This window comes from Flavobacterium panacis, from assembly GCF_024649945.1.
GTDB lineage: Bacteria > Bacteroidota > Bacteroidia > Flavobacteriales > Flavobacteriaceae > Flavobacterium > Flavobacterium panacis.
The window spans coordinates 101,814-128,773 of the sequence record NZ_JANKMS010000013.1 but is presented as its reverse complement, the minus strand read 5'-3'; the positions used below and the strand labels follow the sequence as shown (position 1 = coordinate 128,773).

At 31.7% G+C, this 26,960-nt stretch carries 30 protein-coding genes and 2 tRNA genes; 23 read left to right on the top strand and 9 right to left on the bottom strand.

Features of this window, described 5'->3' with window-relative positions; all coding sequences use genetic code 11:
* Nucleotides 1-2 precede the first annotated feature (2 nt).
* Both NQQ59_RS22570 and NQQ59_RS22565 read left to right on the top strand, forming a co-directional pair.
* Entirely contained in the window at nucleotides 3-905 is a 903-nt protein-coding gene (locus NQQ59_RS22570; protein ID WP_144215229.1) for an EamA family transporter, read from the top strand.
* Nucleotides 899-1,660, top strand: a complete 762-nt coding sequence (locus tag NQQ59_RS22565) for an alpha/beta fold hydrolase (RefSeq protein ID WP_144215230.1) — start codon at nucleotides 899-901, stop codon at nucleotides 1,658-1,660. Before NQQ59_RS22570 ends, NQQ59_RS22565 begins: the two co-directional genes overlap by 7 nt.
* On the opposite strand, the gene NQQ59_RS22560 is transcribed toward NQQ59_RS22565, so the two are convergent.
* Entirely contained in the window at nucleotides 1,657-1,902 is a 246-nt protein-coding gene (locus tag NQQ59_RS22560; protein ID WP_144215231.1) for a hypothetical protein, read from the bottom strand. The two genes, NQQ59_RS22565 and NQQ59_RS22560, sit on opposite strands and share 4 nt — an antisense overlap.
* A 515-nt stretch (nucleotides 1,903-2,417) precedes the next feature.
* Between NQQ59_RS22560 and NQQ59_RS22555 the strand changes: the two genes are divergently transcribed.
* Both NQQ59_RS22555 and NQQ59_RS22550 read left to right on the top strand, forming a co-directional pair.
* Nucleotides 2,418-3,683: a putative DNA modification/repair radical SAM protein gene (locus tag NQQ59_RS22555; protein ID WP_144215232.1), complete on the top strand. Its 1,266-nt coding sequence runs from the start codon at nucleotides 2,418-2,420 to the stop codon at nucleotides 3,681-3,683.
* Nucleotides 3,683-4,465, top strand: a complete 783-nt coding sequence (locus NQQ59_RS22550) for a TIGR03915 family putative DNA repair protein (RefSeq protein ID WP_144215233.1) — start codon at nucleotides 3,683-3,685, stop codon at nucleotides 4,463-4,465. Before NQQ59_RS22555 ends, NQQ59_RS22550 begins: the two co-directional genes overlap by 1 nt.
* A gap of 1 nt (nucleotide 4,466) precedes the next feature.
* Here NQQ59_RS22550 and NQQ59_RS22545 read toward each other — a convergent pair whose 3' ends face one another.
* A complete protein-coding gene (locus NQQ59_RS22545) occupies nucleotides 4,467-5,933 on the bottom strand; it encodes a glycoside hydrolase family 130 protein (protein ID WP_144215234.1) in 1,467 nt (488 codons plus the stop codon).
* Nucleotides 5,934-6,116: 183 nt separating this feature from the next.
* On the opposite strand from NQQ59_RS22545, the gene NQQ59_RS22540 reads away from it, so the two are divergent.
* Entirely contained in the window at nucleotides 6,117-6,653 is a 537-nt protein-coding gene (locus NQQ59_RS22540; RefSeq protein ID WP_144215235.1) for a helix-turn-helix domain-containing protein, read from the top strand.
* Nucleotides 6,654-6,741: 88 nt separating this feature from the next.
* Complete coding sequence (locus NQQ59_RS22535; protein ID WP_144215236.1) at nucleotides 6,742-7,680, top strand: hypothetical protein; 939 nt, start codon at nucleotides 6,742-6,744, stop codon at nucleotides 7,678-7,680.
* 26 nt (nucleotides 7,681-7,706) lie between these two features.
* Here the strand turns inward: NQQ59_RS22535 and NQQ59_RS22530 are convergent, their stop codons facing one another.
* Nucleotides 7,707-7,952 carry a hypothetical protein gene (locus NQQ59_RS22530; protein WP_144215237.1) on the bottom strand — a complete coding sequence of 82 codons (246 nt, stop codon included), beginning with the start codon at nucleotides 7,950-7,952 and terminating at the stop codon, nucleotides 7,707-7,709.
* Between the two features lie 409 nt (nucleotides 7,953-8,361).
* Between NQQ59_RS22530 and NQQ59_RS22525 the strand changes: the two genes are divergently transcribed.
* The 10 genes from NQQ59_RS22525 (at nucleotide 8,362) to NQQ59_RS22480 (ending at nucleotide 14,869) form a co-directional block, all read left to right on the top strand.
* Entirely contained in the window at nucleotides 8,362-8,910 is a 549-nt protein-coding gene (locus NQQ59_RS22525; protein ID WP_144215238.1) for a DUF4494 domain-containing protein, read from the top strand.
* Nucleotides 8,911-9,047: 137 nt separating this feature from the next.
* Nucleotides 9,048-10,574, top strand: coding sequence for a glycosyltransferase family 39 protein (locus tag NQQ59_RS22520; protein WP_144215239.1), 1,527 nt, complete (start codon nucleotides 9,048-9,050; stop codon nucleotides 10,572-10,574).
* Between the two features lie 7 nt (nucleotides 10,575-10,581).
* On the top strand, nucleotides 10,582-11,106 hold the full coding sequence (locus NQQ59_RS22515) for a DUF4269 domain-containing protein (protein WP_144215240.1): 525 nt from the start codon (nucleotides 10,582-10,584) through the stop codon (nucleotides 11,104-11,106).
* Between the two features lie 91 nt (nucleotides 11,107-11,197).
* Nucleotides 11,198-11,270, top strand: a tRNA-Met gene (locus NQQ59_RS22510).
* Between the two features lie 193 nt (nucleotides 11,271-11,463).
* Nucleotides 11,464-11,646, top strand: coding sequence for a type II toxin-antitoxin system HicA family toxin (locus NQQ59_RS22505; protein ID WP_144215241.1), 183 nt, complete (start codon nucleotides 11,464-11,466; stop codon nucleotides 11,644-11,646).
* 300 nt (nucleotides 11,647-11,946) lie between these two features.
* Nucleotides 11,947-12,357 (top strand): type II toxin-antitoxin system HicB family antitoxin, encoded by a 411-nt coding sequence (locus tag NQQ59_RS22500; protein ID WP_144215242.1) that lies wholly within the window; start codon nucleotides 11,947-11,949, stop codon nucleotides 12,355-12,357.
* Between the two features lie 115 nt (nucleotides 12,358-12,472).
* A complete protein-coding gene (locus tag NQQ59_RS22495; RefSeq protein ID WP_144221520.1) occupies nucleotides 12,473-13,144 on the top strand; it encodes a hypothetical protein in 672 nt (223 codons plus the stop codon).
* 328 nt (nucleotides 13,145-13,472) lie between these two features.
* Nucleotides 13,473-13,886, top strand: coding sequence for a hypothetical protein (locus tag NQQ59_RS22490; RefSeq protein WP_144215244.1), 414 nt, complete (start codon nucleotides 13,473-13,475; stop codon nucleotides 13,884-13,886).
* Complete coding sequence (locus tag NQQ59_RS22485; RefSeq protein ID WP_144215245.1) at nucleotides 13,877-14,359, top strand: hypothetical protein; 483 nt, start codon at nucleotides 13,877-13,879, stop codon at nucleotides 14,357-14,359. Before NQQ59_RS22490 ends, NQQ59_RS22485 begins: the two co-directional genes overlap by 10 nt.
* A 30-nt stretch (nucleotides 14,360-14,389) precedes the next feature.
* Nucleotides 14,390-14,869, top strand: coding sequence for a hypothetical protein (locus NQQ59_RS22480; protein WP_144215246.1), 480 nt, complete (start codon nucleotides 14,390-14,392; stop codon nucleotides 14,867-14,869).
* 50 nt (nucleotides 14,870-14,919) lie between these two features.
* On the opposite strand, the gene NQQ59_RS22475 is transcribed toward NQQ59_RS22480, so the two are convergent.
* Entirely contained in the window at nucleotides 14,920-15,693 is a 774-nt protein-coding gene (locus NQQ59_RS22475) for an immunity 49 family protein (RefSeq protein WP_144215247.1), read from the bottom strand.
* 295 nt (nucleotides 15,694-15,988) lie between these two features.
* Between NQQ59_RS22475 and NQQ59_RS22470 the strand changes: the two genes are divergently transcribed.
* Both NQQ59_RS22470 and NQQ59_RS22465 read left to right on the top strand, forming a co-directional pair.
* A complete protein-coding gene (locus NQQ59_RS22470; protein WP_144215248.1) occupies nucleotides 15,989-16,393 on the top strand; it encodes a helix-turn-helix domain-containing protein in 405 nt (134 codons plus the stop codon).
* A 220-nt stretch (nucleotides 16,394-16,613) separates the two neighbouring features.
* Nucleotides 16,614-17,036, top strand: coding sequence for a GNAT family N-acetyltransferase (locus NQQ59_RS22465; protein ID WP_257698435.1), 423 nt, complete (start codon nucleotides 16,614-16,616; stop codon nucleotides 17,034-17,036).
* Nucleotides 17,037-17,168: 132 nt separating this feature from the next.
* Here the strand turns inward: NQQ59_RS22465 and NQQ59_RS22460 are convergent, their stop codons facing one another.
* Nucleotides 17,169-17,462 carry a hypothetical protein gene (locus tag NQQ59_RS22460; RefSeq protein ID WP_144215250.1) on the bottom strand — a complete coding sequence of 98 codons (294 nt, stop codon included), beginning with the start codon at nucleotides 17,460-17,462 and terminating at the stop codon, nucleotides 17,169-17,171.
* 544 nt (nucleotides 17,463-18,006) lie between these two features.
* Here NQQ59_RS22460 and NQQ59_RS22455 point away from each other — a divergent pair.
* Nucleotides 18,007-18,840, top strand: a complete 834-nt coding sequence (locus NQQ59_RS22455; RefSeq protein WP_144215251.1) for a T9SS sorting signal type C domain-containing protein — start codon at nucleotides 18,007-18,009, stop codon at nucleotides 18,838-18,840.
* Nucleotides 18,841-19,267: 427 nt separating this feature from the next.
* Nucleotides 19,268-19,339, top strand: a tRNA-Glu gene (locus tag NQQ59_RS22450).
* An 84-nt stretch (nucleotides 19,340-19,423) separates the two neighbouring features.
* Here the strand turns inward: NQQ59_RS22450 and NQQ59_RS22445 are convergent.
* Together NQQ59_RS22445 and NQQ59_RS22440 are read right to left on the bottom strand one after the other, a co-directional pair.
* The gene (locus NQQ59_RS22445) at nucleotides 19,424-19,807 is read right to left on the bottom strand and encodes a hypothetical protein (RefSeq protein ID WP_144215252.1); all 384 of its coding nucleotides are present in this window, start codon (nucleotides 19,805-19,807) and stop codon (nucleotides 19,424-19,426) included.
* 98 nt (nucleotides 19,808-19,905) lie between these two features.
* Nucleotides 19,906-20,211 (bottom strand): hypothetical protein, encoded by a 306-nt coding sequence (locus NQQ59_RS22440; protein WP_144215253.1) that lies wholly within the window; start codon nucleotides 20,209-20,211, stop codon nucleotides 19,906-19,908.
* A 491-nt stretch (nucleotides 20,212-20,702) separates the two neighbouring features.
* Here NQQ59_RS22440 and NQQ59_RS22435 point away from each other — a divergent pair, with 491 nt between their 5' ends.
* Together NQQ59_RS22435 and NQQ59_RS22430 are read left to right on the top strand one after the other, a co-directional pair.
* Complete coding sequence (locus NQQ59_RS22435; RefSeq protein ID WP_144215254.1) at nucleotides 20,703-21,191, top strand: DUF1761 domain-containing protein; 489 nt, start codon at nucleotides 20,703-20,705, stop codon at nucleotides 21,189-21,191.
* Nucleotides 21,192-21,309: 118 nt separating this feature from the next.
* Nucleotides 21,310-22,455, top strand: a complete 1,146-nt coding sequence (locus tag NQQ59_RS22430) for a GNAT family N-acetyltransferase (protein WP_144215255.1) — start codon at nucleotides 21,310-21,312, stop codon at nucleotides 22,453-22,455.
* Between the two features lie 173 nt (nucleotides 22,456-22,628).
* Here the strand turns inward: NQQ59_RS22430 and NQQ59_RS22425 are convergent, their stop codons facing one another.
* On the bottom strand, nucleotides 22,629-23,498 hold the full coding sequence (locus NQQ59_RS22425; protein ID WP_144215256.1) for a diacylglycerol/lipid kinase family protein: 870 nt from the start codon (nucleotides 23,496-23,498) through the stop codon (nucleotides 22,629-22,631).
* Between the two features lie 61 nt (nucleotides 23,499-23,559).
* Between NQQ59_RS22425 and NQQ59_RS22420 the strand changes: the two genes are divergently transcribed.
* A complete protein-coding gene (locus NQQ59_RS22420; protein ID WP_144215257.1) occupies nucleotides 23,560-24,522 on the top strand; it encodes an App1 family protein in 963 nt (320 codons plus the stop codon).
* A gap of 136 nt (nucleotides 24,523-24,658) precedes the next feature.
* Here NQQ59_RS22420 and NQQ59_RS22415 read toward each other — a convergent pair whose 3' ends face one another.
* Nucleotides 24,659-26,578, bottom strand: a complete 1,920-nt coding sequence (locus NQQ59_RS22415; protein WP_144215258.1) for an ABC-F family ATP-binding cassette domain-containing protein — start codon at nucleotides 26,576-26,578, stop codon at nucleotides 24,659-24,661.
* Between the last annotated feature and the right edge of the window lie 382 nt (nucleotides 26,579-26,960).

Genomic DNA, 26,960 nt, shown 5'->3' with positions numbered 1-26,960 from the left:
AAATGAACAAATATATTATTATCGTTGCTTTAGGCGCGTTGAGTTTCGGAATGTTGTCTTCATTCGCCAAAATCGCTTATGGGGAAGGTTATAGCCCAGCCGAAATTACTTTGACACAAGCCCTTATGGGAACTTTAATATTATGGTCAATTGTACTTTTTAGAAGAATAAAAAGCGGTAACAAACTAAAACCAGATTGGAAATTACTTTTAGCTGGAACCACAATGGGTTCTTCGGCTTTTACTTATTATTTGGCTGTTGCTTATATTCCGGCATCTTTGGCAATTGTTTTACTAATGCAGATTACATGGTTGAGTATTTTGGTCGAATGGTTATTTTTTAAGAAAAAACCAAGTTACATTGAAGTCGGTTCTGCCCTATTTATAATTTTAGGAACAATCCTTGCCGGAGATCTTTTAGAATTAGGTAACGCAAATATTTCTTTTACAGGTATTCTTTTAAGCCTTTTATCAGCTTTACTTTATACGTTGTATATCGTTTTTACAAGCAAAATCGGAAAAGAAACACCTATGTTCGAAAAAAGCGCCTTAATGACCAGCGGTTCTGCCATGATTATATTTTTAATCAATTGTGAAGCCATTGCCACAAGTACTCATTTAGATTTCGGATTATTACAATGGGGAACTTTTCTGGCTGTTTTCGGAACCGTGATTCCTCCTATTTGTTTTTCGGTTGGAATGCCTAAAATCGGTCCTGGATTAAGTTCTGTTTTATTGACTTTAGAATTACCCGCTGCGGTTTTCTGTGCTCATATTATTCTGGGTGAAAAAGTTACTTTTTTACAGATTATCGGAATAGCTATAATGCTTGGTGCGATTATCTATCTTAATATTGCAAAAGCCAAAAAAGAAAAAGTAATTCAAAAAGAAGCTGCAATATGTTAATCGACAGCAACGGAAGCAAGCTTTACGCTGAATATCATACTATATTTAAAAACAGACCTACGCTCGTATTTTTACATGATTCTTTAGGTTGTGTAAAACTTTGGCGCGATTTACCTAAAAGAATTGCCATAGCCTGTAAATGCAATTTGTTGGTTTATGACCGTCTTGGTTACGGCAAATCTGATGCTATGCCTACATTTGAAAGGCCTTTACATTATTTGGAATTAGAAGCTGATGTTTTAAATAATATTCTTGAAAGTTTACAAATAGAAAATGCGATTTTATTCGGACATAGCGACGGCGGGTCAATTGCTTTGATTGCTGCGGCAAAATACCAAAAGCGTATTAAAATGGTAATCTCAGAAGCCGCACATATTTTTGTTGAAGAAATTACACTGAACGGAATTCGGCAGGCTGTTCACTCTTATGAGACAACAAATCTCCCTTTGAAACTTCAAAAATATCATGTTCAAAAAACCGAAGCTGTTTTTAAAGCATGGACTCAAACATGGCTTAGAAATGATTTCAGAGATTGGAACATAGAAAATTTACTCCCTGAAATTAACGTTCCTTTGCTTTTTATTCAAGGTGAAAATGATGAATACGGAACGCTAAACCAAGTTGAAAAAACAATAAGCTTAGTTAACGGAAAATCGGAGAAATATATAATCCCAAATACAGGACATACCCCTCACAAAGAAGTGCCGGAATTAGTATTAGAAAAAGTCAGTGCTTTTATAAAACACTATTTTTAAGCTGCCTTTTTTAGACTGCGTTTTTTCTTCTCCAATAATTGAAGATCATTTTCTGCACAGAGAATCTTTTCTGTTGTGCCATTTTTTTGAATTTCAATCAGATAATGAAAATCTCTTTCTTTGTAAGTCGATTTTATTATCAGCCCTTTTTTGAAATCCATTTTTCTTTCTAGTACTTTTGCTTCATAAGCTCTCCCACTCAAGGCAGTGTAGGTCACCTCTTGTCCTTTTAGAAATTTCATCGTTTTAGCTATTCGGTTTATTATTATTCGCTAATACTCGCAAGTCTTTTTACAGTCAAAAATCAATAGCTAAGGGGGATAACCGATTTTTTCTTACTGACGCGCAATATAAAAAGTTTGAAAAAACAAGCACCCCGTATTTATACCTGTTTTTAAACCTTAAAAAGTTAATTTTTAAAACATGATTTTACTCTTGGTAAACGTCGGATGAAACAGAATAAAATACTTTCATTCACAAAAAAAATCTAATCTGATCTGCTGATATCTGTGTAAATCTGCGTGAAATACTTTTTGTGCATAGATTTTTCACGCAGATTTACACAAATTAAAGCAGATTTAAACAGATTTGAATCTAAACTGTTGAGTAAAATCGAATAATAATAATTTTGTTGAACAGTCTCTTCTTATAAAATTTGATACAATTTAGAACAGTCATTTTCAAGTCATTTTTAGGTTCAATGAGTAATTTTGAAGAGATAAATTTTCATTTCAAAAACAATTAAATCAAGATCAAAATGGTACAGGAAAGAGTAATGGAGAAACTGGCGATCTTAGCTGATGCAGCCAAGTACGATGTTTCTTGTTCTTCGTCTGCAGGTCAGAACAAGCGGAAGAATCAAAACAAAGGATTGGGTGATACAGGAAATGGAATTTGTCATGCTTACACTGAAGACGGACGCTGTGTATCATTACTCAAAATTTTACTAACCAATCATTGCATTTTTGATTGTGCTTATTGTGTCAGCCGAAAAAGTAACGATATCAAACGTGCGGCTTTTACCGTTCAGGAAGTCGTAGATCTTACTATTGGTTTTTATAGAAGAAATTATATTGAAGGTCTATTTCTAAGTTCAGGAATTTTTGACAATCCCGATTTCACAATGGAACGCTTGGTGCGCATTGCAAAAAAACTTCGATTAGAAGAAAATTTCAATGGCTACATTCATTTAAAAGCAATTCCAGGCGCGAGTGACGAGCTTATACGTGAAGCTGGTTTATATGCTGATCGTTTAAGTGTCAACGTAGAAATGCCAACAGAAAAGAGTCTAAAATTATTAGCCCCAGAAAAAAATCATGCTGATGTCATCAAACCGATGGAATATCTGAAAAATGAAATCGTGGGTTACACAGAAGAAAAAAAATCGAATAAAAAAGCGCCCATTTTTGCTCCAGCGGGACAAAGTACACAAATGGTGATAGGTGCAACGCAGGAAAATGACATGGAAATCTTGGGAATGGCCAATTATTTTTATGACCAAATGAACATGCGACGCGTTTATTATTCGGGTTATGTACCGATAAGTTATGACAACAGACTTCCTCAAATTGGAACTCCTGTACCTATGATTCGGGAAAATCGTTTGTATCAAGCAGATTGGTTGCTTCGTTTTTACGGATTTAATGTAAACGAAATTGTAGGTTTTGATCAACCGAATTTGGATCTTGATATTGACCCGAAATTAGGATGGGCTTTGCGAAACTTACATCAATTTCCAGTTGATGTTAATACGGCTGATTTAGAGTTAATTCTGCGCATTCCAGGAATTGGAGTAACAAGCGCTAAAAAAATTGTAACTGCCAGAAAATTCAAAAGATTACAACCAGAAGATTTGCAAAAATTAGGAATTGCATACAATCGTTCCAAATTTTTTCTAGCTTTTGCCTCACCTTTTCTTTTGCAGAAAGATTTGACTTCTATTCAAATAAAAGAGCAGATTTTGAATATTCAAAACAGCAAGTATAAAAACGATTTTTCGAATCAACTTTCTTTATTTCAATAATGATACAAGTAATTTATGACGGCACGTTTGAAGGCTGGCTCACAGCTGTTTTCGAAATCTACGAATACAAATTCAAAGATGTTGTATTTGCTAAAGATGAATTTTCAAATGCCTTGCTTTTTTCAAAAAACCACATTGTAGAAACGGATGAAACAAAGGCAAATCGAGTTTTAAAAGGTTTAAAACAACGTCTTTCTCAAAATGGAATAGCTAATGTTTACAATGCTTTTTTTTCTGAATTGCCTCAGATCGAAGAAAGCTTATTCCGTTTTGCTACCTATGTTTTTTCAAGTTCCATAAACGTAGAAGGAGATTTGAGCAATAATGATGTTCTCAACATTCAAAAAGCCGCGCATTTAACAGGCAAAGAAAGTCATAGAATGAAAGCTTTTGTTCGTTTCAAACTTACCAAAGACAATTTATATTATGCCATTGTTGAGCCCGATTGTAATGTTTTACCGCTTATTCAAGAACATTTTAAAAATCGGTATGCTGACCAGCGTTGGTTAATTTATGACACCAAACGTAAATATGGAATTTATTACGATCTAGACAATGTTTCAAAGGTTCAACTCACATTTGATTCCAATCCTTCATCTTCTAAATTTCTAGCTGAAATCTCAGATGAAGGAGAAGAATTTTTCCAGAATTTATGGCGAAATTATTTTAAAAGCGTCAATATTGAATCCAGAAAAAATACCAAACTTCATGTACAGCACATGCCGAAACGCTATTGGAAACATTTGACAGAGAAAATTCCCGACTTTAAAAACAGAAAATAAATTATTTGCTTTTTTTGAGTGCATCCAACAATTCCACCATATCTACAACGCCATAAGTTGAAGAATAATCAGAAACGGCATAAGGCAAAATCAAGCTATTGTTATGAATAATGGCTCCGCAAGAATACACAACATTTGGCACATATCCTTCACGCTCGTCTTCCAATGGTGCTAGCAATGGTTCTGTAAGTCTTCCTATTTCTTTAGAAGGATCATCTAAATCAAATAGAGAGGCACCAATGCAATAACGCCTCATTGTACCAACGCCGTGTGTAATCACCAGCCAACCTTCTTCCGTCCAAAGTGGAGAACCGCAATTTCCTATTTGTGTTAATTCCCAAGTAAAACGTGGTTCTTGGAGTAAAATGGGCGTATTCCATTGCGTTGCTCTATCCGAATACATGATGTAATTATTAACACCATCTATTCGCGCCAACATCGCATATTTCCCTTTAATCTTGCGAGGAAACAAAGCTAAATTCTTATTCTGAGCACCTTCGCCATGAAGCGGCATTACTCTAAAACTATAAAAATCTTCAGTTGAGATTAATTTTGGTAAAATCGTATGTCCATTGTAGGCCGTATAAGTCGCCATGACACGAACCGAATCGTCATCGTCTGTAAAACGAACAAAACGGGCATCCTCAATTCCACGGCTTTCAGAATCCGAAATCGGGAAAATAACGCGTTCTGTAATATCCGAATCGTGTTTGAATTGCAAATCGTAAAATGAATTCGCCAACCATAATATTTCCTGCAAAGCCGTTTTTCGTTCTTCACGGATTGATGGATCACTCAAAGCTGTTGTCAGCATATTTTTAAGAACCGTAAACTCAAATTCTTCTGGAAGATCGTGCATAATCTGGGCGATATATTTATCCGTCGTATGCATTTCAATTAACTTGGTCAAAAAGCGTTCTTTATTAAACAATGTTTTATGTTCGATTTCTGCCTTATCAATATGATTTCCAATTTTCATGATATGCAGATTATTATCACGATCCAAGATTCCTCTTCTAAAAACAATTGACGAAATATGGCCTTCTCCTGTCGCTCTAAAAGAAATCACGACACGTTTTTCACCAGCTTCCAATCCAGTTTGGTCAAAATCTTCCACAATCGACGGATTAAAAATCGCAGCCGATTCAATTGCATATTCCATTGTACAATAAGAACCAATCAACATTTTACGATCAAGAGACATGCCTTCATAATCAATATTCATTTCCTCGATTATTGGTCTTATTCTTTCGCAATGTCTAAAGAAAACTGCCGAAATATTTCGATGACGTCTGGCAAATTCACGCAGTGTCTGCTCTAAAGTTTGTAAAACTTGTTTTTCGTCCAGCAGCATAATTCGAAGCACCATTTGTTGGGTCCTTTCGTTCCCATTCATAAAATATCGGGCAACAACTCTTCTTGAATCTGGTGTAAACTTTATGTTTTTTCGAACTACTGATACTCGCATAGTGGTATTTTTTTTTAGGGTATTTAATGTATGTGAATCGTTATTCTACAACAAGTTAATAATTTTGTTAAAGAAAAAAGCCTAATTTTTTATTAAACTTTAAATTCTCTCTTATTTCGAAAAGAAAATCGACCAAGAAAACTTTTTTTTCTAATTTAGTCCGCACACCAGCAACCACAAAAGATGAACAAAGTAAAATTTTTGAGAGAAGAAAAAAACATGACTCAAAATGAATTGGCCGAGAAATCCGGGCTTTCTTTGAGAACGATTCAGAGAATCGAAGCTGGAAACAGTCTCAAAGGATTTACCTTAAAAACTATTGCTGAATCTTTAGAAACCACAACTGAAAATCTTATTATCAAGAAAGAAAACAGTCCTGTTGAAAGAGCCAAAATCATTAATCTTTCTGCTTTGACTGGACTTATTATTCCTTTTGGAAGCTTTATTTTTCCTTTAATTTTAACTTATAAAACTAAAGATTTACAAAACAGGGAAATCGGAAAACAGATCATAACAATTCAAATATTTCTGAGTTTGATACTTTCGTTTTTAATGATTTTGAGCCCCTTTATTCAGAACGCTTTTTCCATCCAATTTCCGCTTTTTCTTATTCCGCTACTAATGATTCTTTGCTTAAAATTAGTCATTGTGGTCCTCAATGGCATCAGTTTAAACCAAAAACAAACTTTAGCTATCAAAATGAAAAACAATTTCTTATAATTCTTGTCATGCAAATGTCGTAAAACTGTCGTCTTGATTTTGCACGAAAATCGGAATTGAAGTCCGAATCTTGCAGAAAAATTTAGACATGAAATTATTTAAGAAAATTATCTTCGCTGTTTTAGCCGTTATTGTTTTATTTCTTCTTGGAGGCTATTTTTATTTTCAAAAGAAATTTACACCACCCGAAAACTATTTGACCATTTCTGGAACCGCAGAAAACATTCCTTTGAGATGGATTTCTTCTGATGAAAATTCGCATTCAGCGCTTCTTTTTCCCATAAAAATTAATGGAATCGACCAAACTTTTTACATGCAGTTTGATTCGGGATCTGCAACTACGGTTTTCTACAAAAATTCATTAGAATCGATTGCTGAAAAATTTCCAAATCAGATTAATATGAATGTAAAAGAAATGGAACTTTCAACGCATTGTACCATCGGAAAAATGCAAATAATTTCCAACGCTTTTGAAGTTTTAGATTATGGAGAAAAAATCGATTTTGACAATCCAAATGCCGAAAATATAATTGGCACTATCGGAACCGATTTATTAGAAAAACGCGTTACAATTCTAGATTTCAAAAACAATCAATGTTCATTTCTAAAGCAAATGGAAGAAAAAGGTTTTCTGAATTTTGAATTCAAAAAACGTAAAATATTAATTACAGCAAAAGTAGACCATGAAAATATAAAATTACTTTATGATTCTGGAACAAGTGGTTACGAATTGATTACTCAAAAAGAAATCTGGAGAAAATACAAAAATCCAAATAGTCCAATAAAAACAGAAAAAGGAAATTCCTGGGGAAATACGTTGGATGTTTTTTCCGCTTCCGCAAATAAGCAAATGCTGCTTGGAAATAGTGCATTACAAATTTCTGAAGTTACTTACATTGAAGGCACTTCAGAACTGCAAAAATTCTTGATGAAACGTTCCGGAATGCAGGGAATGATTGGAAACAAACTTTTCCTCAATCATAAGCTAATTCTGGATTGTAAAAACGAAAAATTCAAACTAGAATAAAAGTAATTTTCTTTCTATAAAATATTTTAAGAATTGATTTCAATGATCGTTTCAACGTTTTTTATAAAGGCATCGGTATCTTTAATTTCCTTTTCAATAGACAAATGATGATCTGACAAATTGTATTGTTCCAGCATGTCTCTTTTCAAATATTTAATCATAGATTCTAGACTTCGAGTATCATTTTCTCCTTGTCTATTTAACTCTCTTTGTTTGCTTTGCAGATAATCTAAAGTTTCTTTTAACCTTTGAACGTTTAATTTTCCAGTCATTAATTTGTCTTAAAATTTATAAAACAATAGTGGCCAGAAATGCGGTAAGATTCAGTTGCTCCAAAAACTAATTATCATTTGAATTTACCTCATTCCCGGTCACTATCTTCTCACACTTACGTTCAAACTGACCATTTGGTTTGAAACAAATAATATTTTTTTGACAATCCTTTAAAAACACAAAACAACCAACTGATTTACAATAACTTAATACTTTAAAATATTTTTACTTTTTTTAAATTTTAAAAGAATGATAAAGCTTACAAAGTCTTTTTTACGTGCAAAAGCGCAACTTTCAGAACCTCAAAACATTACCAAAAATGCTTTTAAATTGTGAATATCTATTTGAATATTTAACTATTTATTTTCCAGTAAAATTTATCTTTGACATCCTTAAAAATTAAAAAAAATGAGCGCAGTTTGGTACGAATGCAAAGTAAAATATAGAAAGACAGATGAAACCGGCGGACAAAAAGTATTAACTGAACCGTATTTGGTTGATGCCTTGTCATATACAGAAGCCGAAAAAAGAATGACCGAAGAAATGGCTGCTTATACAAGTGAGGAATTTAAAATCACGGCTATAAAAGTGGCAAATTATGCTGAAATTCATCCTTTTGAAAATGCAGATAGATGGTTTAAATCGAAAATCACTTTAATTGCTTATGATGAAGAAAGTGGTAAAGAAAGAAAAACAAGTATGTATATGCTGGTTCAGGCAAATGATGTTCGCGAAGCTTACGACAATACACTTCACATAATGAAAAGTACAATGGGCGAATACTCTATTCCTGCTATTACAGAAACAGCAATTATGGACGTTTTCCCTTATTTCAGTGGTGAAGAAGGCGAAACGGAAATGTTGGAAAGATTCAACGCCCTGAAAGCTTCTAAACCAGACAAACCAGAAGTTGAAATAATCGACCACATGGAATTTGAAACTGCAACAGAGGAATAAAAATTCCACAAAAGCTTCAGAGAAATCTGGAGCTTTTTTTTTGTTCAGATGACAAAATAAAAAACTCTTGCAATTAAAATAAATTTTATATTCGTTATACTTTTAAATTCTAGCAAAACCCTAAAAACAAAAACTTTATGAACAAGAAAACACTGATTTTAATTGGTTTTATTATTCTAAAATTTGTTTTGCAGTACGTTTTAATAAGTCCTGAATACGATTTACAGCGAGATGAGTATTTACATCTTGATCAAGCGCATCATCTTGCTTGGGGATATTTATCTGTTCCTCCAGTAACTTCTTGGTTTTCGTGTCTTATTTTATTGCTTGGAAATTCAGTTTTCTGGGTTAAGTTTTTCCCTGCTCTGTTTGGTGCTTTAACACTTTTCATAGTTTGGAAAACCATCGAGCTTTTAAAAGGAAATCTCTACGCCTTAATTCTGGGCGCTCTCGGAATTTTGTTTTCTTGTTTGTTGCGTCTCAATACACTTTATCAACCCAATTCTCTGGATGTTTTATGCTGGACAGCATTTTACTACATAATTATACAATACATCACAACCGAAAAGAATAACTGGCTGTATTGTGGAGCTGCTGTATTTGCATTTGGTTTCCTTAACAAATACAATATTCTATTTTTACTTCTCGGATTAGTCCCTGCTCTTTTGATTTCTAAACAAAGAAAAATACTGACCAAAAAAGAACTTTATTTTGCGTTCATTATGGGATTTCTTTTCATACTTCCCAATCTCTTATGGCAGTATAGAAATCAATTTCCGATCGTGCACCATATGAAAGAATTGGCAGCAACACAATTGGTAAATGTCGATCTGTTAGACTTTTTAAAAGAGCAGATTCTCTTTTTTATAGGTTCTTTTTTTGTAATTCTAAGCGCGCTTTTTGCTTTGTTATTTTACAAACCTTTTCACCAATACAAATTCTTTTTTGCTTCGTTTGTCTTTACGCTTTTAATCTTTATTTACTTTAAAGCCAAAGCTTATTATGCCATTGGACTATATCCAATTTACATCGGATTCGGCGCTGTTTATCTATCCGAAATTTTAAACAACGGATGGAAACGTTTTCTAAAACCTGTTTTTATACTGATTCCGTTATTGTTTTTCATTCCGATGTATAATATTGCTTTTCCAAACAAAAGTCCTGAATACATGGCTACAAATCCTGAGAAATACCGGAAATTAGGAATGCTTCGTTGGGAAGATGGAAAAGAACATCAATTACCACAGGATTTTGCCGATATGCTAGGCTGGAAAGAACTTGCGCGCAAAACAGATTCGATTTATGCCTTGTTTCCAAAAACAGAAAACACTTTAGTGCTTTGTGACAATTATGGTCAGGCGGGAGCTATAAATTATTACTCCAAAAAAGGAATTAAAGCTGTTTCATTCAATGCCGATTATGTGAATTGGTTCAACTTAAATATCTACTACACAAACTTGATTCGCGTTAAAGATTTTAGCGACACTAGTGATGAACTTGCAAAAACAGGAGCATTTTTCGAAACTTCTCTTTTTGGTGGCGAGATTACCAACAAATATGCGAGAGAATATCGAACTACTCTTTTTGTTTTTAAAAAGGCGAAAATCAACATCAACAAACGATTAGAAGACGAAATCAAAAAAGTAAAAAACCATAACGACTAATATCAGAATGACTGATTTCAAGAATATTTCTTATTTAAAAACAGGCAATCAAAAACAGCAATTGGCTTTTGAAGTTTTGACGAAACACAAAATTTTAGAAAACCTCACCGATTTTGATCCTATTTTAGTGGGAACAATCCCAATTAATATTGATATTGAAAACAGCGATCTTGATATTATTTGTTATTGGAAAAATAAATCTGATTTTATTAAAAGAATTAAAGCGCTTTTTGAAAAAGAAAACAACTTTGGCATTCAAGAAATTGTAATTGACAATCGAGATTCTGTAGTCGCCAACTTCCATATTGATGCTTTTGAAATCGAAATCTTTGGGCAAAATGTTCCAACGGAGCTACAAAACGGCTACAAACACATGATTATTGAAGATAAAATCCTACGTTCTAAAGATGAGAACTTCCGATTAGAAATCATTAAATTAAAAGAAAAAGGACTAAAAACAGAACCCGCATTTGGCTTATTACTAGGCTTAAAGGGGAATATTTACGAAGAATTATTAGATTTTAAAATCTGATTATTCTGCTCTTCTTCAAAAATTAATAAAAATAAAATACAAATTTTACTTGCATAACCGTATTTAGTGTGTATCTTTGCACCCGAAACATCGCGGGATAGAGCAGTAGGCAGCTCGTCGGGCTCATAACCCGAAGGTCACAGGTTCGAGTCCTGTTCCCGCTACAAAGACAAAGCTTCAGAGAAATCTGAAGCTTTTTTTGTTTCTGATTCTCTTAGCGGAAACAGATTGCAAATCTGCGCTATCATAGTTATTAATTCTCTGCACTAGTTAAATTTACTATAAATTATATATCGTTTTTAATATATATTGCAAAAATGTTATATATTTGCAATTCAATTTAAATGATTTAGGAATATGAGCAGCGATGAATTGTTTAAGATGTTGAAAGCCGATGGCTGGGTCTTCATAAGATCTAAGGGAAGTCATCATACATTTAAACACCCAGTGAAAAAAGGAATAGTTGTGCTGCCTCATCCTAAAAAGGATATTCCGAAAGGCACGGAGCATGGCATTTTAAAACAAGCGGGGCTGATTTAGTTCAGTCCCAGACTTGTTGGGATTCATTGCAATATATATATTGCTAACTAACCAATAAAAACCTCGAGTAAATTTAACTTGGGAAAAAGACTTGTATAATTACGTAATGTACAATGCGATAAGGCTACAAGTTTATTATTAATCACTCGAATTTAGTATTCGGAAAAACAAATGTTTAACTAAAATTTATCATGAAAAAAATGAAAAAAATTAAAACTTCCTCTGAATTAAAAGGTAAAAAAACTTGAAATTACCATTATAGTAAATAAACCAAGAAATAGAACCAATAAAGAGCAGGATATGGCAATCAAAGTTAAGATTGAGAAATCTGACGGTCGCTATTGGGGGACAACACAAAATGTACCTGGTGTAGTGGTGGCCGACGGTGAGAGTATCAATGAATTAAAAGAAAATATGAAAGAAGCTGTTGATTTATACATTGAAACAGCTGAAGAACATGATACTGAAACTTATGAGTTATTTAAAAATGGATTTGAATTTGAATACGATTTAGAAGTATCAGAAATATTCAACGATGTTTTTGAAGTAATTAATAAAGGAGAATTTGCAAAAAGTATAGGCATAAATCCAACATTATTTAGACAATATACAAATGCAAATAAACAGACATATATATCTGAAAAAAGAGCCAAAGAAATTGAAAACGGTTTACATCGTTTAGGAAAGGAGCTTTTAAATGTAAAGCTCTAAAAATAAAATTTCTCATAAATTATTATTTATGCTACTTTTACCCCTCAAATTGAGGGGTTTTTTATTGTTAAATTTGATTAAAATCAAAGTATTACAAAGTAATCTAAGTTAATTAATGAAAGATTTTTTTAAAGAAAACAAGGTAGTTACATGGTTGATAATAATATCAATCTTAATCTGTTTAATTCCCATATCGTGTTATATAATTAAATTTGCAGGTCATAGATTATCAAATGATCCCGCAGTTTGGGGAACTTTTGGTGATTATTTGGGAGGGACAATTAATACAATTCTTTCGTTGAGTAGTTTAATTATCTTGGCAATTTTAACCAGTTCGATTAATAAGCAATCAAATGCAGAAAATAAGAAAAATAGTTTTTTACTTAGAAGATTAGACAGTTTTGATCAACTGTCTTCTTATTTAGATAAAATTGGTTGTATAACAGTTTATGTTGGTACGGTCTTAAATGAAAATAAAGTAACTAAAAAATTGAGTGATGAACATGAGGTTATGAGGCTAAAAGAGTATAGGCATACTCTAATAGAAATTACTGTTTATTTAGGTACTTTTCGCCAAAGGTATGGACATTTATATGAATATGATTTTTACTCAACTGAGTATCTTGAACTTCTTAAAAGTTCAGATAAATTTAAAGACCTTTTTGATACGATTATTTTAATTATTAATGGAAAGGATAACCATAAAGAAATAATAAGTGATGATTATGAAAAATTTACAACAAAATTTGATCAAGTTCTGATAAATTTATCAAAGGAATTGAAATAAAATTTTTAAATAATTTTTAGCAAAAACTATCAGGACTTTTACTTTAAATGAAATTAATCTTCTTTAAATCATCTGTAAAACGGTTCGATAATTGTCCCATTAGGGCTACTAAGAGAAAGAGCTTCAGAGAAATCTGGAGCTTTTTTTGTTTTTAGCCTGTATTGATTTTTTTTGCATTTATCACATCCACAAAGTGAACATTTACAGCTGCATCATTAATTTATTATTCTTTAACTTTGACTTTGCATCATGTTTGCGCAATCATTTTTATTGCAGATCCTAAACCAATGCATTTTAAACAATAATGTATCATTGTAACAATATTTTAATGAGAAAGGAACATCTTGAAACGATAGAGATTTTATTTAATCATTCTATTAATTACCTAGTAGTTGGTGGATGGGCAATTCTATTTAATGGTTTTAAAAGACTTCCTAATGATTTAGATATTTGGATTGATAATGAGGAGAAAAATATAGAGAAACTTCAAAAATCAGGAATTTTAAATGATACAATAATAGAGGATAATTTTTACATTAAAACTATAAAAAAAAATTGCAAAATAGAATTCATATCACAAATGAACGGCTTGTCTTTTGAGGAAAGTTTTAAAAATAAAAAAAATATAGTTATTAATAATCACTCGATAAACTATTTAAATATAACGGACATTATATCAAATAAAAAGCTTTTAAAAAGAAAAAAAGATCTAATTGATTTAAATCGAATTTTATGCCAGTAACACTTAATTTACAATTACCCAAAAAAGAATTTTATGTTTTCAAAGAGGATTTGGAAAACATACAATCAATCGCAGACTTTACTATAGCAGGAGATGAATTTCATTGGGATTACTATGATGAATTATACAAGAATAATAATTATCTCTTTGAATTGTCTTGGGAGTTTTATGATCTAATAACAAATGAGAGTATTGAGTTAAAACAATTTTACGGAGAAAAGGAAATAGAAAAATTTCCCTTTAATTTTTATTATGAAAAATCGAATCCTGAAGATCGTCGAGTATTCTTATCGTCATGGGAAAATACAATAAACCCATTTCTATTAAATGATTTTTTAAATAAAATTTTAAACACTGATTACTACAATGATTTAAATGAGGAAACTCAAACTCAGATAAACAAAATTATAAAGCTTACTGAAATAGGAATGAAATACGCAGTTAGAATAGGAATAACTGTAGATCCTGATTAAAACGAAAAATAAATTTTAGATAAAAATTACATGGCAGTTTGGCAAGTGCACTATAACGCAATTCCAAGGAGTTTTTATGAATATTCCAAAAGTAATCAAGTAGATCTTTATGAAGATGACTGGTCAAGTATTTTGTGCATTGATAAAGACTTTTTCTTCGGCAAACTAGATTCTTTTATCGAAAGATCATGGAATATGAGTCAATTTCAAAGTTGGGGTCCTAGTGATAAATCGGATATTGGTATTACTTACAACTTAGACAAAAATTTAATTGTTCATATTAGGTTTCGACTCGATTTAAGAGGAGAAATTGATTCTTTTCTTCTACCCTTTCTGGAAATTTGCAGAGAATTTGATTTTCTAATTTTAGACCAAAATGAAAATTTATTTGAGCCTCAAATAAATAATTTTAGGCCAAGTATTGAAAATAGCAGTGCTTTAAAGTTTGTTGCAGATCCTATTAAGTTTATTATGGATTTTTCAAATGGGGAAACCAAAACAGAAAACTGACTTTTTTAACCAGACTTAATTTCAATTATGGTGTTTATGCACAAAATATCTTATTTTAAAAAATCATATGGAATTTTATAGTTATCTAGAGGTTGAATAGAGAGAAGCTCTTTTGGAACCAATTCACTTTTTACCTCTACCTCAATACCTTTTCGCCAAGCCAACTTTGCATACCCCAAAGCAGGCAAAGAGATAAATTTATTTAGGACATTGTCTTCATTTCTTTGTTTATGAATTTTATGACTTGTTAATTTTTCTAAAACTTCTTCCATTTTAGGTTTATCTCCATTGTAAAGTGCTTTGTAAAATTCATAATCATCTAACAATCCTAATTCTTTTTTGGGTAATTTCTTTAAAGATTTTATTTCAATAATGTTTAAATTTTTTTCAATTCCATTATGATCGTTTGCCATGAAAAACTGAATTGTATTACACCAGATGGGCGATTCCCCCAATGCAACCATTTCATCCATACTGAACGGTGCATTTTCACCTCGATAATATCGCAATTTTGAATATCGCTGTATCAATTCTTCATTATCACTTAATACGGCATAACAAATATGACGTAACCCATGATCAAATAATCGAGCATTAAAATTTAAAACCTTGAATTCATCCAATAAGCCATTAATGATTAGATGATTTTTAGCCTCTAATTTTTTATTTGCGTTTTCAAAAACAAAAAAAGTCTCATGTTTATTCCACAATATATTACAAGCAGAATTTAGGTTAACTATTTTACGCTCTTCAAACATTGATTGAATTTTTGAAACCGAATTTACATCTTCGTTATATCGTTCTTTTAAATCATTTATATCCATAATTTTAAAACCTTTTTTGGCAAAGCCTCATTACTTTGCACAGCTACTATTTTTGATAGCGCGGATTTGCAATCTGTAAAGATTGACTTGTTTTTTTGTAAATATAAAAAAGCTACATTATTTATTACAGCTTTTGTATTTTTTCACCATTACTTTCACAGATAAATTATTCCTGATTTAGATATAATATCTGACAAAAAAATCTTGTACGGAATATTTTTTTTTATCTTTGAAATTCAGGTTTTTTAATCCAATTGGCTTTATCTTTGAGCCTTCAGAAATTCAAGATTTATTTATGGAACAGAAAATTCATCAGGGAAGAAACGTAAAACGTTTCAGAGAAATGCTTGGCATCAAACAAGAAGCTCTTGCTTATGATCTAGGTGAAGAATGGAATCAGAAGAAAATTTCAATGCTGGAACAAAAAGATGTCATTGAGGAAAACCTGTTAAGACAAATTTCAAATTCCTTAAAAATTCCTGTTGAAGCTTTTCAAAATTTTGATGAGGAACAGGCGGTGAATTTAATTTCGTGCAGCTTCTCGGACAATGCAATGTTCAATAATAGAATTGAAGTTTTTAATAATAATCCGATTGAGGAGATTAAAAAACTTCATGAAGAGAAAATTGCTTTGTTTGAACGTATGCTTAAAGAGAAAGATGAAATGATGCTTAGACTCGAAAAACTAATGAATAAATAATTTATTTAAGATTTAAATCACAATCTCTATAAAATTCAAACAAACAAGCTTCAGAGAAATCTGGAGCTTGTTTGTTTAAGTTTATATTTTTATGAATTTCATTGCGTTTACAAGCAAGACGCCCGCGCCAGCCGAAGGAATACTCCGACGCTTTTTTTTAACTTAGGCTCAGTGTTATCTTTTTACAAGTTTAGCTCTTTGCACATTTAATTTTACAATTATGATTAGAGAAATTACAGAGATAGATTATCCGCGATTAATGGAAATATGGCAAAGTGCCGTACTTAACACACATGATTTTCTTAAAGAGGAAGATTTTTTATACTACAAAGAAATGCTTCCTACCTATTTTGAACATGTTGCCTTATTTGGATTTGAGAAAGAAGGAATATTGGTTGGTTTTATAGGAACTTCAAAAGAAAATATTGAAATGCTATTTATTGATAATAATTTTCGCGGAAATGGAATAGGAAAAAAATTGATCACATTCGCAATAAGCACTTTAAAAACAAATAAAGTTGATGTGAATGAGCAGAATACGCAAGCGGTTGACTTCTACAAATATGTAGGTTTCAAAATAGTAAAAAGATCAGCGCTTGATGAAAAAGGCAAAGAATACCCTATATTACATATGGAATTATAATTTACTATTAAGCGAAATCATACTGGTTTACAAACACGAAAAAGCTCAGAATCCTTTTCCTGCCATTAAAACAAAGCTTTAGAGAAATCTGGAGCTTTTTTATTTTCTCCTTTTTTGTATTTCAAAACAACATCAACCAAGAAATCTATCAAAATAAAAAAGCATTTTACCCAAAAAGACTAAACTTATCATTAGCAAAATAAAAGAAAGAATGCTGTAGATTTTGTTTTTATCAACTTTCAAAAATGCAAAAAGCAAACATCCAAAAATAATACTCGTAATGGTATATAGCATTTTCAGAAAAGCCAAAACATCTTCGTCAATCACAATACAATCTCCTTCATTGACTTTATACGGAACTAAAAAATAGCTTAAAAACAAGATAAACACTCCAATAAAAAAGATTATCCGTAGTAGTAATTTCATGGTATTTCATTTTTTCTTAGTTACCCAAATCCCTTCTATTTTGGAGACCGACAATTAGACTTTTAGAATTCTCATGTGTTCCAGCACAAAGTTGCGAAACATCTATTTAATTTTTATAAGAAATTCTTACGATAATAAAGGCATAAAATAAAACTTTCAGGAATTGAATATAACAAAACAGACAATATATTCCTGCAAGGCTTACTATTGCTTCTAAATTAAAATTCTTCATTTTTTGTATTATGAATAATTTCCCACCTTTAAGTAAAATACTATCGATAAACGACCAAAAAAACCGATGTAATACATAAAATCTATATATGATTGGATACTCACATCTGTTTTTTGTCTTTAGAAAATTAGTATTTCAGTATAAATTTTAAAATTTTCAATATAGAAAAAAAACTACTCAAACGTCATTTCATTCTTTTCAAAGTTTCAATGCCTAACGGTAATGTTTATACTTCTCTATTGAAGATGTTTAAAATTTAATAAAAAAGGTCCCTGAAGACCGCTTATTTATTAATTTTTAGATTATCAGATTATGAAAAAACTTTACTTTTCATCTGCACTGTTTACAACAGTACAACTTTTTCTTTTGCTACACCCTACGACAGCTCAGTACGCTGCTACTCCTTCAGGATCTTCCTTTGAAAACTTTAAAGAAGTATGTCTTTCTAAATCTATCAATGCGGCTGCAGACAGGCATCGTGTTTGGCTTAATTTAACCAGTACAGACGGTATCTATAAACAGCTTTTAATTGGATATATTGCAGGAGCCACCAACGGATGGGATGTTAAATATGATGCAATATCATTGGATGCTTATCAACCTGCCGATTTTTACAGCATAAACGACAGAAAAAAATTAGTCATTCAAGGACGCGCTTTACCACTTGAGCTATCAGATATTGTTCCATTAGGGTACAGATCAGCTGTTACGGGAGATCTTACAATCTCTATCGATAATTCAGATGGTGATTTGGCCACTAAGGATATTTACATTGTAGATAAAGAGACTGGGAGCATTCACAACCTCAGAGACGGCGGCTACACCTTCTCTACCGAAATAGGGGTTTTCAATGATCGCTTTGAAATGCGATACACTGAAGATCAAAACTTGGGAATACCTGAATCTGGTATTATATCTCAACCATTGACCGTAGCTTCAAAAAATAAAATCATTAGTTTACAATCTCGTGATGCACTTTTAAATGAAGTCTCTATTTTTGACATTACCGGAAAACTGCTTTACAATCAACAAAAAATCAGTACTTCTGATTTAGAAATCAGTAGTATCCAAGCCAATGCTCAAATTTTACTGGTAAAAACAATATTGGATAATGGAACTACCATAACCAAAAAAGTATTTTTCTAGTCATTATGTCATTACAAAACATATAAAGCCTGCGGATATCCAATAGATTCTGCCGGCTTTTTTTATATCAAAAACTCATTTACATCAAAAAGTTGAAACAAAACCAAGGCAATTTGAACACTTTTTTGATTGTACTTTTTAAATTCGAAGAATAAAAAGCAAGAGAATATTCTTTCAAAACAAAATTTAAGCACTAAAACTAAAATTTTTTATCATTTTTTTTCTTTAGTAAAAACCTAGCGATTCCATTTTTAAACTCAAAACAACAAATTATAATTCAAGCAAATACAACATCATTAACACAAAAAAAACAAAGATTCATTATTTCAAAAGACAACAATTCATAAAAATTTAAATGAAATTTTTTCCAAAATCATTTTGTGCATTACAAAAATAGTTGCACTTTTGCACCCGCAATAACAAAGCAGGTCCGTTCGTCTATCGGTTAGGACGCCAGGTTTTCATCCTGGTAAGGGGGGTTCGATTCCCCCACGGACTACTTAACAAATCAAAAGCTTCAGAGAAATCTGAAGCTTTTTGTTTTTCAAAAAAGTGTCTGTGTTTAAAGAAACTCAGTCCTAAACTAATCTTTTGGAAACATTGATTCATCTCCCATCAATACCATTCTCTTGGATTTAGTTTTTGATGAAGGATATACAAAAGTTATAAATGGTCTTGTGTAGTGCTCAGGTATTATTAAAACGGTGTCTAATACCACTATTTCCGACGAATCTATTTTTACCTTCAATTTTACTTCCGAAGATTTAATTTTTACTTCAGATTCATTTACAGGACATAATTTCCTCCCATCCTCATTTCCGATTGCTTTAATTTTAAGGATTTCATTTTCACTATCAGCAATCATAATACTGTCGTTACTATAGGCATAACCGGAAACATCTATATTTCTCTTATTGGTACATGAAAGTAAAGTATAAAAAAGTGATAATACGATTAATCTTTTCATAAAGTATAAGTTGCAATTATTTCTTGTCTGATTTTGTATTTAAACAAAAAAAAGACCATCTTTTCAAATGGTCTTTTTTCTTCTTATTTTGAGAAAAATTATGCTCTAAACAAAGTATATTTATTATAGTTGTACAACACTTCGTCATAAGGAACAAAAAGTGAAACGATTTTTTCTGTTGCCTCATCAAATTGAATCCCGTTATGTTTTCTGAACAAATAAACCTCTTTTAAACAATTAGAAAGACTTTGATGAATTTCAGTTGTAAAAGTTGGCAGCTTTTTGTCTCCTACCAAAAGATCAATTTGGTAATTTGAACTGCTTTTTGATAAATTATTTCCAATAATTCTAATAGTAAAAGTGGTCTTGTTTCCGTATTGCTCACCTTGATATTGTAGTGTCATAATTTCTGTTTATTAAGATTAGTAATAGCGCAGTTTATAAAGACTTTGCTTCTTTAAATACTTGTATTAAAGTTATAAAATTTTAGACAAACATAAAGAATTCATTTCTAAATTAAATGTTATTTTTTTTCAAGAATCTTAACTTCTTAAAAAGCAAAAAACCGTAACGAATTACGGTTTCAGCAATTAACTAAATATATTTAATCAACTTTTTTAACGAGTGTAAAATTCATTCATAAGCACGATTAATTTTTGGGCAACAATTGTAATTTATTTTTCAGCGTTTAGAGCAAAAAACCAGTTATCATCATATTTCGTAATGCAAGATTTTTCGGGTACTAAGTTATATATTTCATAGATAACATGCACTTAATATCGATAAACTGTTAATAAAAATTTTATTAGCACGATTTATCCCTCTTTTTAAATTAATAATGCGGTATTACTTTTTTAGCTACATTTGAATCAACTAATTCTAAAAACCTCATATTATGAAAATTAACTTCGTCGCATTACTTTTAGCCGCAATCGTCACACTTGTTGTAGGCTTTATTTGGTATAGCCCAAAAGTGTTCGGAACTATCTGGATGAAAGAAAATAATTTGACTCAAGAAGAGTTAAGGAAAGGAAATATGCTCAAAATTTTCGGATTAACGTATATTTTTTCTTTGATGATCACTATGACTTTAATGTCGCTAACAATTCATCAATCTGGCGCAATCGGAATGGTTGGAGGCCCACCATTGATCGATAGCGCAAAACCTTCTTTTGCTGCTTTTATGGCTGATTACGGAATGGCTTACAGAACTTTTAAACATGGAGCTCTTCACGGATTTATGTCTGGTTTGTTCTTTGCGTTTCCATTAATCGGAATTAATGGCTTATTCGAAAGAAAATCTTGGAAATATATTTTTATTCATACTGGTTACTGGCTTATTATTTTGACTTTAATGGGCGGAATTGTATGCGGATTTGCATAAAAAACTACAATCAAAAACCCGTTTAGATTTAAAACTCAAACGGGTTTTCTTAATAATAACTTAAAGCAAGTGAGTTATTATAAATATTATCTAATTTTGACGAAATTAGTTCACTCTCTTGAATACAACTTATTCTTTCCAGATTTACAAAAGCGCTTCATTACTGCCTTTAGAATGGAATTCGCTTGCTGTTGACAATATTTTTTTAACACGGGAATATCTTGAAGTTCTGGAAAATTCTTCTCCAGTAAATATGACTTGCCATTTTATTGGTCTTTTTGAAGAAAAAAAACTAATCGGAATTGTTTTAACGCAGTTCTTATTTGCAGAAAAACTCGAGTCTTTTGGCGAACGCGATAAATGTTTAAAAACTTCCGTTCGTAATTTTGCTTTAAAGAATTTTGCTTCGCACGTTTTATTCGTCGGAAACAACATGCTTACTGGTCAGAATGCATTTATTTTTGACAAAACAATAAAAGAATCAAAAGCAATTAAAACGCTTCATAAAGCGATTAATCAGCTTAAAAAAGATTTAAAAGAAAGCGGAAAGAAAGTTCATATTACCAGCATAAAAGATTTTACGGCAAAAGAAATTGAACCGCTTCAAGCTGAATTCAAAAACAACTATACGTTTTCGACACAACCGAATATGATTTTTGAAATCAATGAAAACTGGAAAACAGAACAGGATTATATTGATGCTTTATCCAAAAAATATCGTGACCAGTACAAACGTGCGCGTAAAAAATCGGAAGGAATTGTAAAGCAAAAAATGACTCTAAACGACATTAAGCAATATGAAGATGTAATTTACGATTTGTATTTTCATGTCGCCAAAAACGCACCTTTCAATACTTTTTTTCTGGCTCGAAATCACTTTAGTTTTTTTAAAGAAATCATGGGAGAAAACTTTCTTCTTTATGGTTATTTTCTAGATGAAAAATTAATTGGATTCAATACTTTAATCAAAAACGGCGATGTCATGGATACTTATTTTTTAGGTTACGACGAAAGTGTTCAGCGTGAAAAAATGCTTTATCTCAACATGCTTTATGATATGATTGCCTATTCTATCAAAAAAGGATTTCGAGAAATTGTTTTTGCCAGAACGGCGCTTGAAATTAAAAGCTCTGTTGGTGCAAAACCTGTAAAAATGTACGGTTTAATTACACATAGCAATGCTTTGATCAATCACAATATTTCGAGGTTTTTCAATTATCTAGAACCCAAAACCGAATGGCAGGAAAGAAATCCCTTTAAATAAAAAAATGTGTCGCTCCGCTGGAGCTTTTGTGACCTGTGATAAATATCGTCTATAAACAATTTCGCTCCTAACGGAGCTTTTTTTAGCTCTGGAAGAGCGGAATATTTATAGAAATCCTATAATTTAAAGTTATAAAAGCTCAAAAGAGCGACATAATTCAAAATCCCATAAAATCAAGGAACAGCGATTTTCATTTGTTTATGGAGAATATGAATTTCCAAAGAAGTCTGTGCGCCACAATATTCTCCGTCAATTTGAAAGTTTACAGGATAATCGGTTTTAATTTCGGCTTTATCTGTCGAAATAATTACAATATCGTCGGAGTCAATTGGCATATTTCCGGTAATTATTTTTCCGATTAATAATAAATCCAAGCTTTTTAAAATGACCAATTCAAACTTTCCGTCATTCATAGCACCGTTCGGATTTATAATTACTCCTGTTCCGTATTTCTGCGAATTGGCAATTACAATCATTCTGGCCACATGTTCTACCGTTTTATTGTTTGCACAAATGGTTGCCACAAATGGATCTTCTGATTCTTTTAAAGTAGTAAACGCCTGTAAGGCATATCCCCAAAAACCACGAACATCGCTTTGTTCGTAATTTTTTACCAAGTTCGCATTCAAACCAAGATCACTTAAATGAATACTTTTTTTGCCGTTGATGCAAATCATATCCATTTCTATATAATGATGGAGAAATGCGATTTTCAGGTTTTCTTCAATTCCAGCAGGAAGATTCAAATCTACCGAAAGTCCATTTGCTGAACCTGCAGGTAAAATCCCAATTATAACATCCTGATCTTCCATTGCCTCGGCAACCATTTTTATAGTTCCGTCGCCACCCGCTACAATAATCCTTTCAGGCTGTTGCTGATTATACAAAGATTGTATTTCCTTTACATCATTTTTCCCAGTTGTCTCATAAACCTCTAAATTAAAATGATTAGTAGTTGCAAATTCCTGAACAGACTCAATCAACTCCGATTTATCAAGGTCTCCCGATATCGGATTTACAACAAATATGATATTCTTTTTCACAATTCTATTTTTAAAACCAATTATATTAAGTAAATTACAGTTACCTAAATATACGTAATTAATGAAACCAATTCTACAATTATATCGCGGTTATGCAAATGAACAGGAATTAATTGTGATGGGGCATGTTTTAAAACGAGAACACAATTATGATTTTGAGAGAAAGAAATTAAAAAATGCCACCTCAATTCTTAAATTGTTCAGGATAAAAACCATTAAAAACTTTGATGTTTATCTGCATTACAACAACGAAATCATTCACACCAAAACTTTAGATGATGGTTATTTCAATTTCTGCATTCCGCTAGAAAAAGAAACTCATTTTGGCTGGATGCCTTATGAAGTTAGCTTGAAATATGGAAATGAAACCGTAACATGCAAAGGCAGTTTTATTAGACCTCACAAAGGAAAACTTGGAATCATTTCTGATATCGACGACACTTTCCTTATTTCGCACACCAATAACTTCTTCAGAAAACTTTATATTTTATTGTTTAGAAATGTAAACGATCGTAAAGTTTTTAAGGATGTTGTTCCGCATTATCAGGCTTTAAGTTCGGCTGGAAGACAAAATACAGAAGAAGTAAACGCTTTTTTCTACATATCCAGCAGTGAATGGAACTTGTATCGATTTATTGCAAAATTTACCAAGATAAACAAACTTCCAAAAGCTGTTTTTTTATTAAAAGACATCAAACGAGGAATTACCGATTTCTTTATGAGCGGAAGAGGAAATCACGACCATAAATTTGAAAAAATCAGACATGTTGTAGAATTTTATCCTACCCTAAAATATGTTTTGATGGGAGATGATTCACAACATGATCCGTTTCTGTATGAAAGAATCTGTAAAATATTCCCTGTAACAGTAATTGCTGTTTATATTAGGCAAACGGGAAAATCCCAGAAAAAAGAGGTTCTTAGAGTTTTAAAGAATTTAGAAAGCCTGAATGTTTCAGTCTGTTATTTTAAAGAAAGCAGCAAGGCAATTGAACATTCAAGATCTATTGGGATTATTCAGTAGTTTTTTGTTTCAGATTAAAACTTCACAATAATATTCTTGATGTTTTTAAGCTAAAAAACCTTTGTCAAAGTTTGAAACTTTGACAAAGGTCTGTAGATATTTTATTTAAAATGAGACTGAAATCTGCGACTGCAAACTAGGTATTAAAACTATCAATCTCTTCCTGAACAATTTCCCAATCCATTAATAATTGTTCTAAATCTGCTTTCTTTTTATTGTAGGCTGTAAAAAACGATGCGTCTTCGATATGCTTATCATAATTAGTTTCGAGCATTTTATCGTTATGCTGAATGTCTTTTTCCAATTGCTGAATCTGACTTTCGATTTTACTTAATCGGTTTTGAAGCGCTTTGCCTTTTTTCTGATCTTCGTAAGAAAGTTTACTTACTTCTTTCTCTTTTGGAGCAGCTGTTTTTACAACATCTTTTTTCTCGACTTCACGCATATTTTCCATATTACGTTGTTCTAAGAAGAAGTTGATATCTCCCAAATATTCGCGAATTTTTTGATCTTTGAATTCGTAAACAATATTTGACATTCCTTGAAGAAAATCCCTGTCGTGAGAAACTAGCAATAATGTACCTCCAAATTTCTGAAGCGCCGCTTTCAATACATTTTTAGATTTAATATCTAAGTGGTTGGTAGGCTCATCCATCAGCAATACGTTGATTGGCTGCAACAACAATTTACAAAGTGCCAAACGGTTACGTTCTCCTCCAGAAAGCACTTTAACTTTTTTCTCCACATCGTCTCCGCGGAATAAAAACGCTCCTAACATATCACGTACTTTCATACGATTAGTGTCAGTAGCCGCATCTTCCATAGTCTGCAGCAAAGTAATTTCGCCATCAAGATGCTCTGCCTGATTTTGAGCAAAATACCCTAACTGAACGTTATGTCCTAATTTGATATTTCCTTGATATTCAAATTCGTTTACTAATGCTTTGATGAAGGTTGACTTTCCTTGCCCGTTTTGTCCAACAAAGGCAATTTTACTTCCTCGTTCTACTAGTAAACTAATGTCTTTTAGAATTGTTTTGTCTCCGTAGCTTTTTGTAACATCTTCAGCTTCGATAACCACTTTTCCTGGTTCTTTTGAAACTGGGAAAGAAATATTCATAACCGAATTGTCATCTTCATCAACTTCAATTCTTTCTACTTTATCTAATTTTTTAATCAATGATTGCGCCATAGAAGCTTTTGAAGCTTTAGCACGGAATTTCTCGATTAATTTTTCTGTTTCTTCAATCTTTTTCTGCTGATTCTTTTGAGTCGCTAATTGTTTTTCACGAATTTCATGACGCAATTCTAAATACTGAGAATATGGCTTATTGAAATCGTACGCTTTCCCCAAAGAGATTTCGATTGTTCTGTTGGTAACATTGTCCAAAAACATTTTATCGTGCGATACGATTACTACAACTCCTGGATAATTACGAAGGAAATTCTCTAACCAAATGATACTTTCGATATCCAAGTGGTTGGTTGGCTCATCCAGAAGCAACACATCATTAGATTGCAATAAAAGTTTTGCAAGCTCGATACGCATTCTCCATCCTCCAGAGAACGTTTCAGTTTGATTATTAAAAACTTCTCTTTTGAAACCAAGACCTAAAAGAATCTTTTCTGTATCTCCAACATAATTATATCCTCCTAAAAGCTCAAAACGATGCGTGTAATCAGATAAATCTTCAATGATTTTAGCATATTCTTCGCTCTCGTAATCGGTTCTTGTAACCAACTGATGATTGATTTCTTCCAGCTTTTTTTCTACAACTTTAATTTCTGTAAAAGCTTCATAGGCTTCTTCTAAAACTGTTCTTCCTTGTTCAAAATCAATATCCTGACGAAGGAATCCCATTCTAATATCTTTCTCTTGAGAAATAACTCCTGAATCTGGTTTAAAATCTCCAGCCAGCATTTTTAGCATGGTAGATTTCCCAGCTCCGTTTTTACCAACAAGACCAACACGGTCGCCGGCACCTAAACGAAAAGTAACTTCTTCAAATAAATAGGTTCCTCCAAAAGAAACAGAAAGATTGTGTATATTAAGCATAATATTTTACCGCAAACTAAAGATTAACTCTAGTATTTATTAAATTAAAAACAAACTGTAAATAAGCCAATTGCCACTTACAATTTTAAAAGTGCAAAAGTATAACTTTTAATTGAAGTTTTAGAATTACAGCAGCTGCTTAAACAATATTTTAAAATTAAAAACAGAAATAAACGAAATTGGAAATTTGATACTTCGTTTTATTGAAACAATTTGCTCCACTTTTACCACAAAAAGAACTCAGAAAACTTAAGGATTCCGTATGGTTTCGACAGATATTAAATACAAAATATCTTATATTTGCATAGACTTTTCGTCCAATCCTATTATACTTCATTTATAATTCCACAATTATAAATTCAAAATAATTAAAGACTACAAA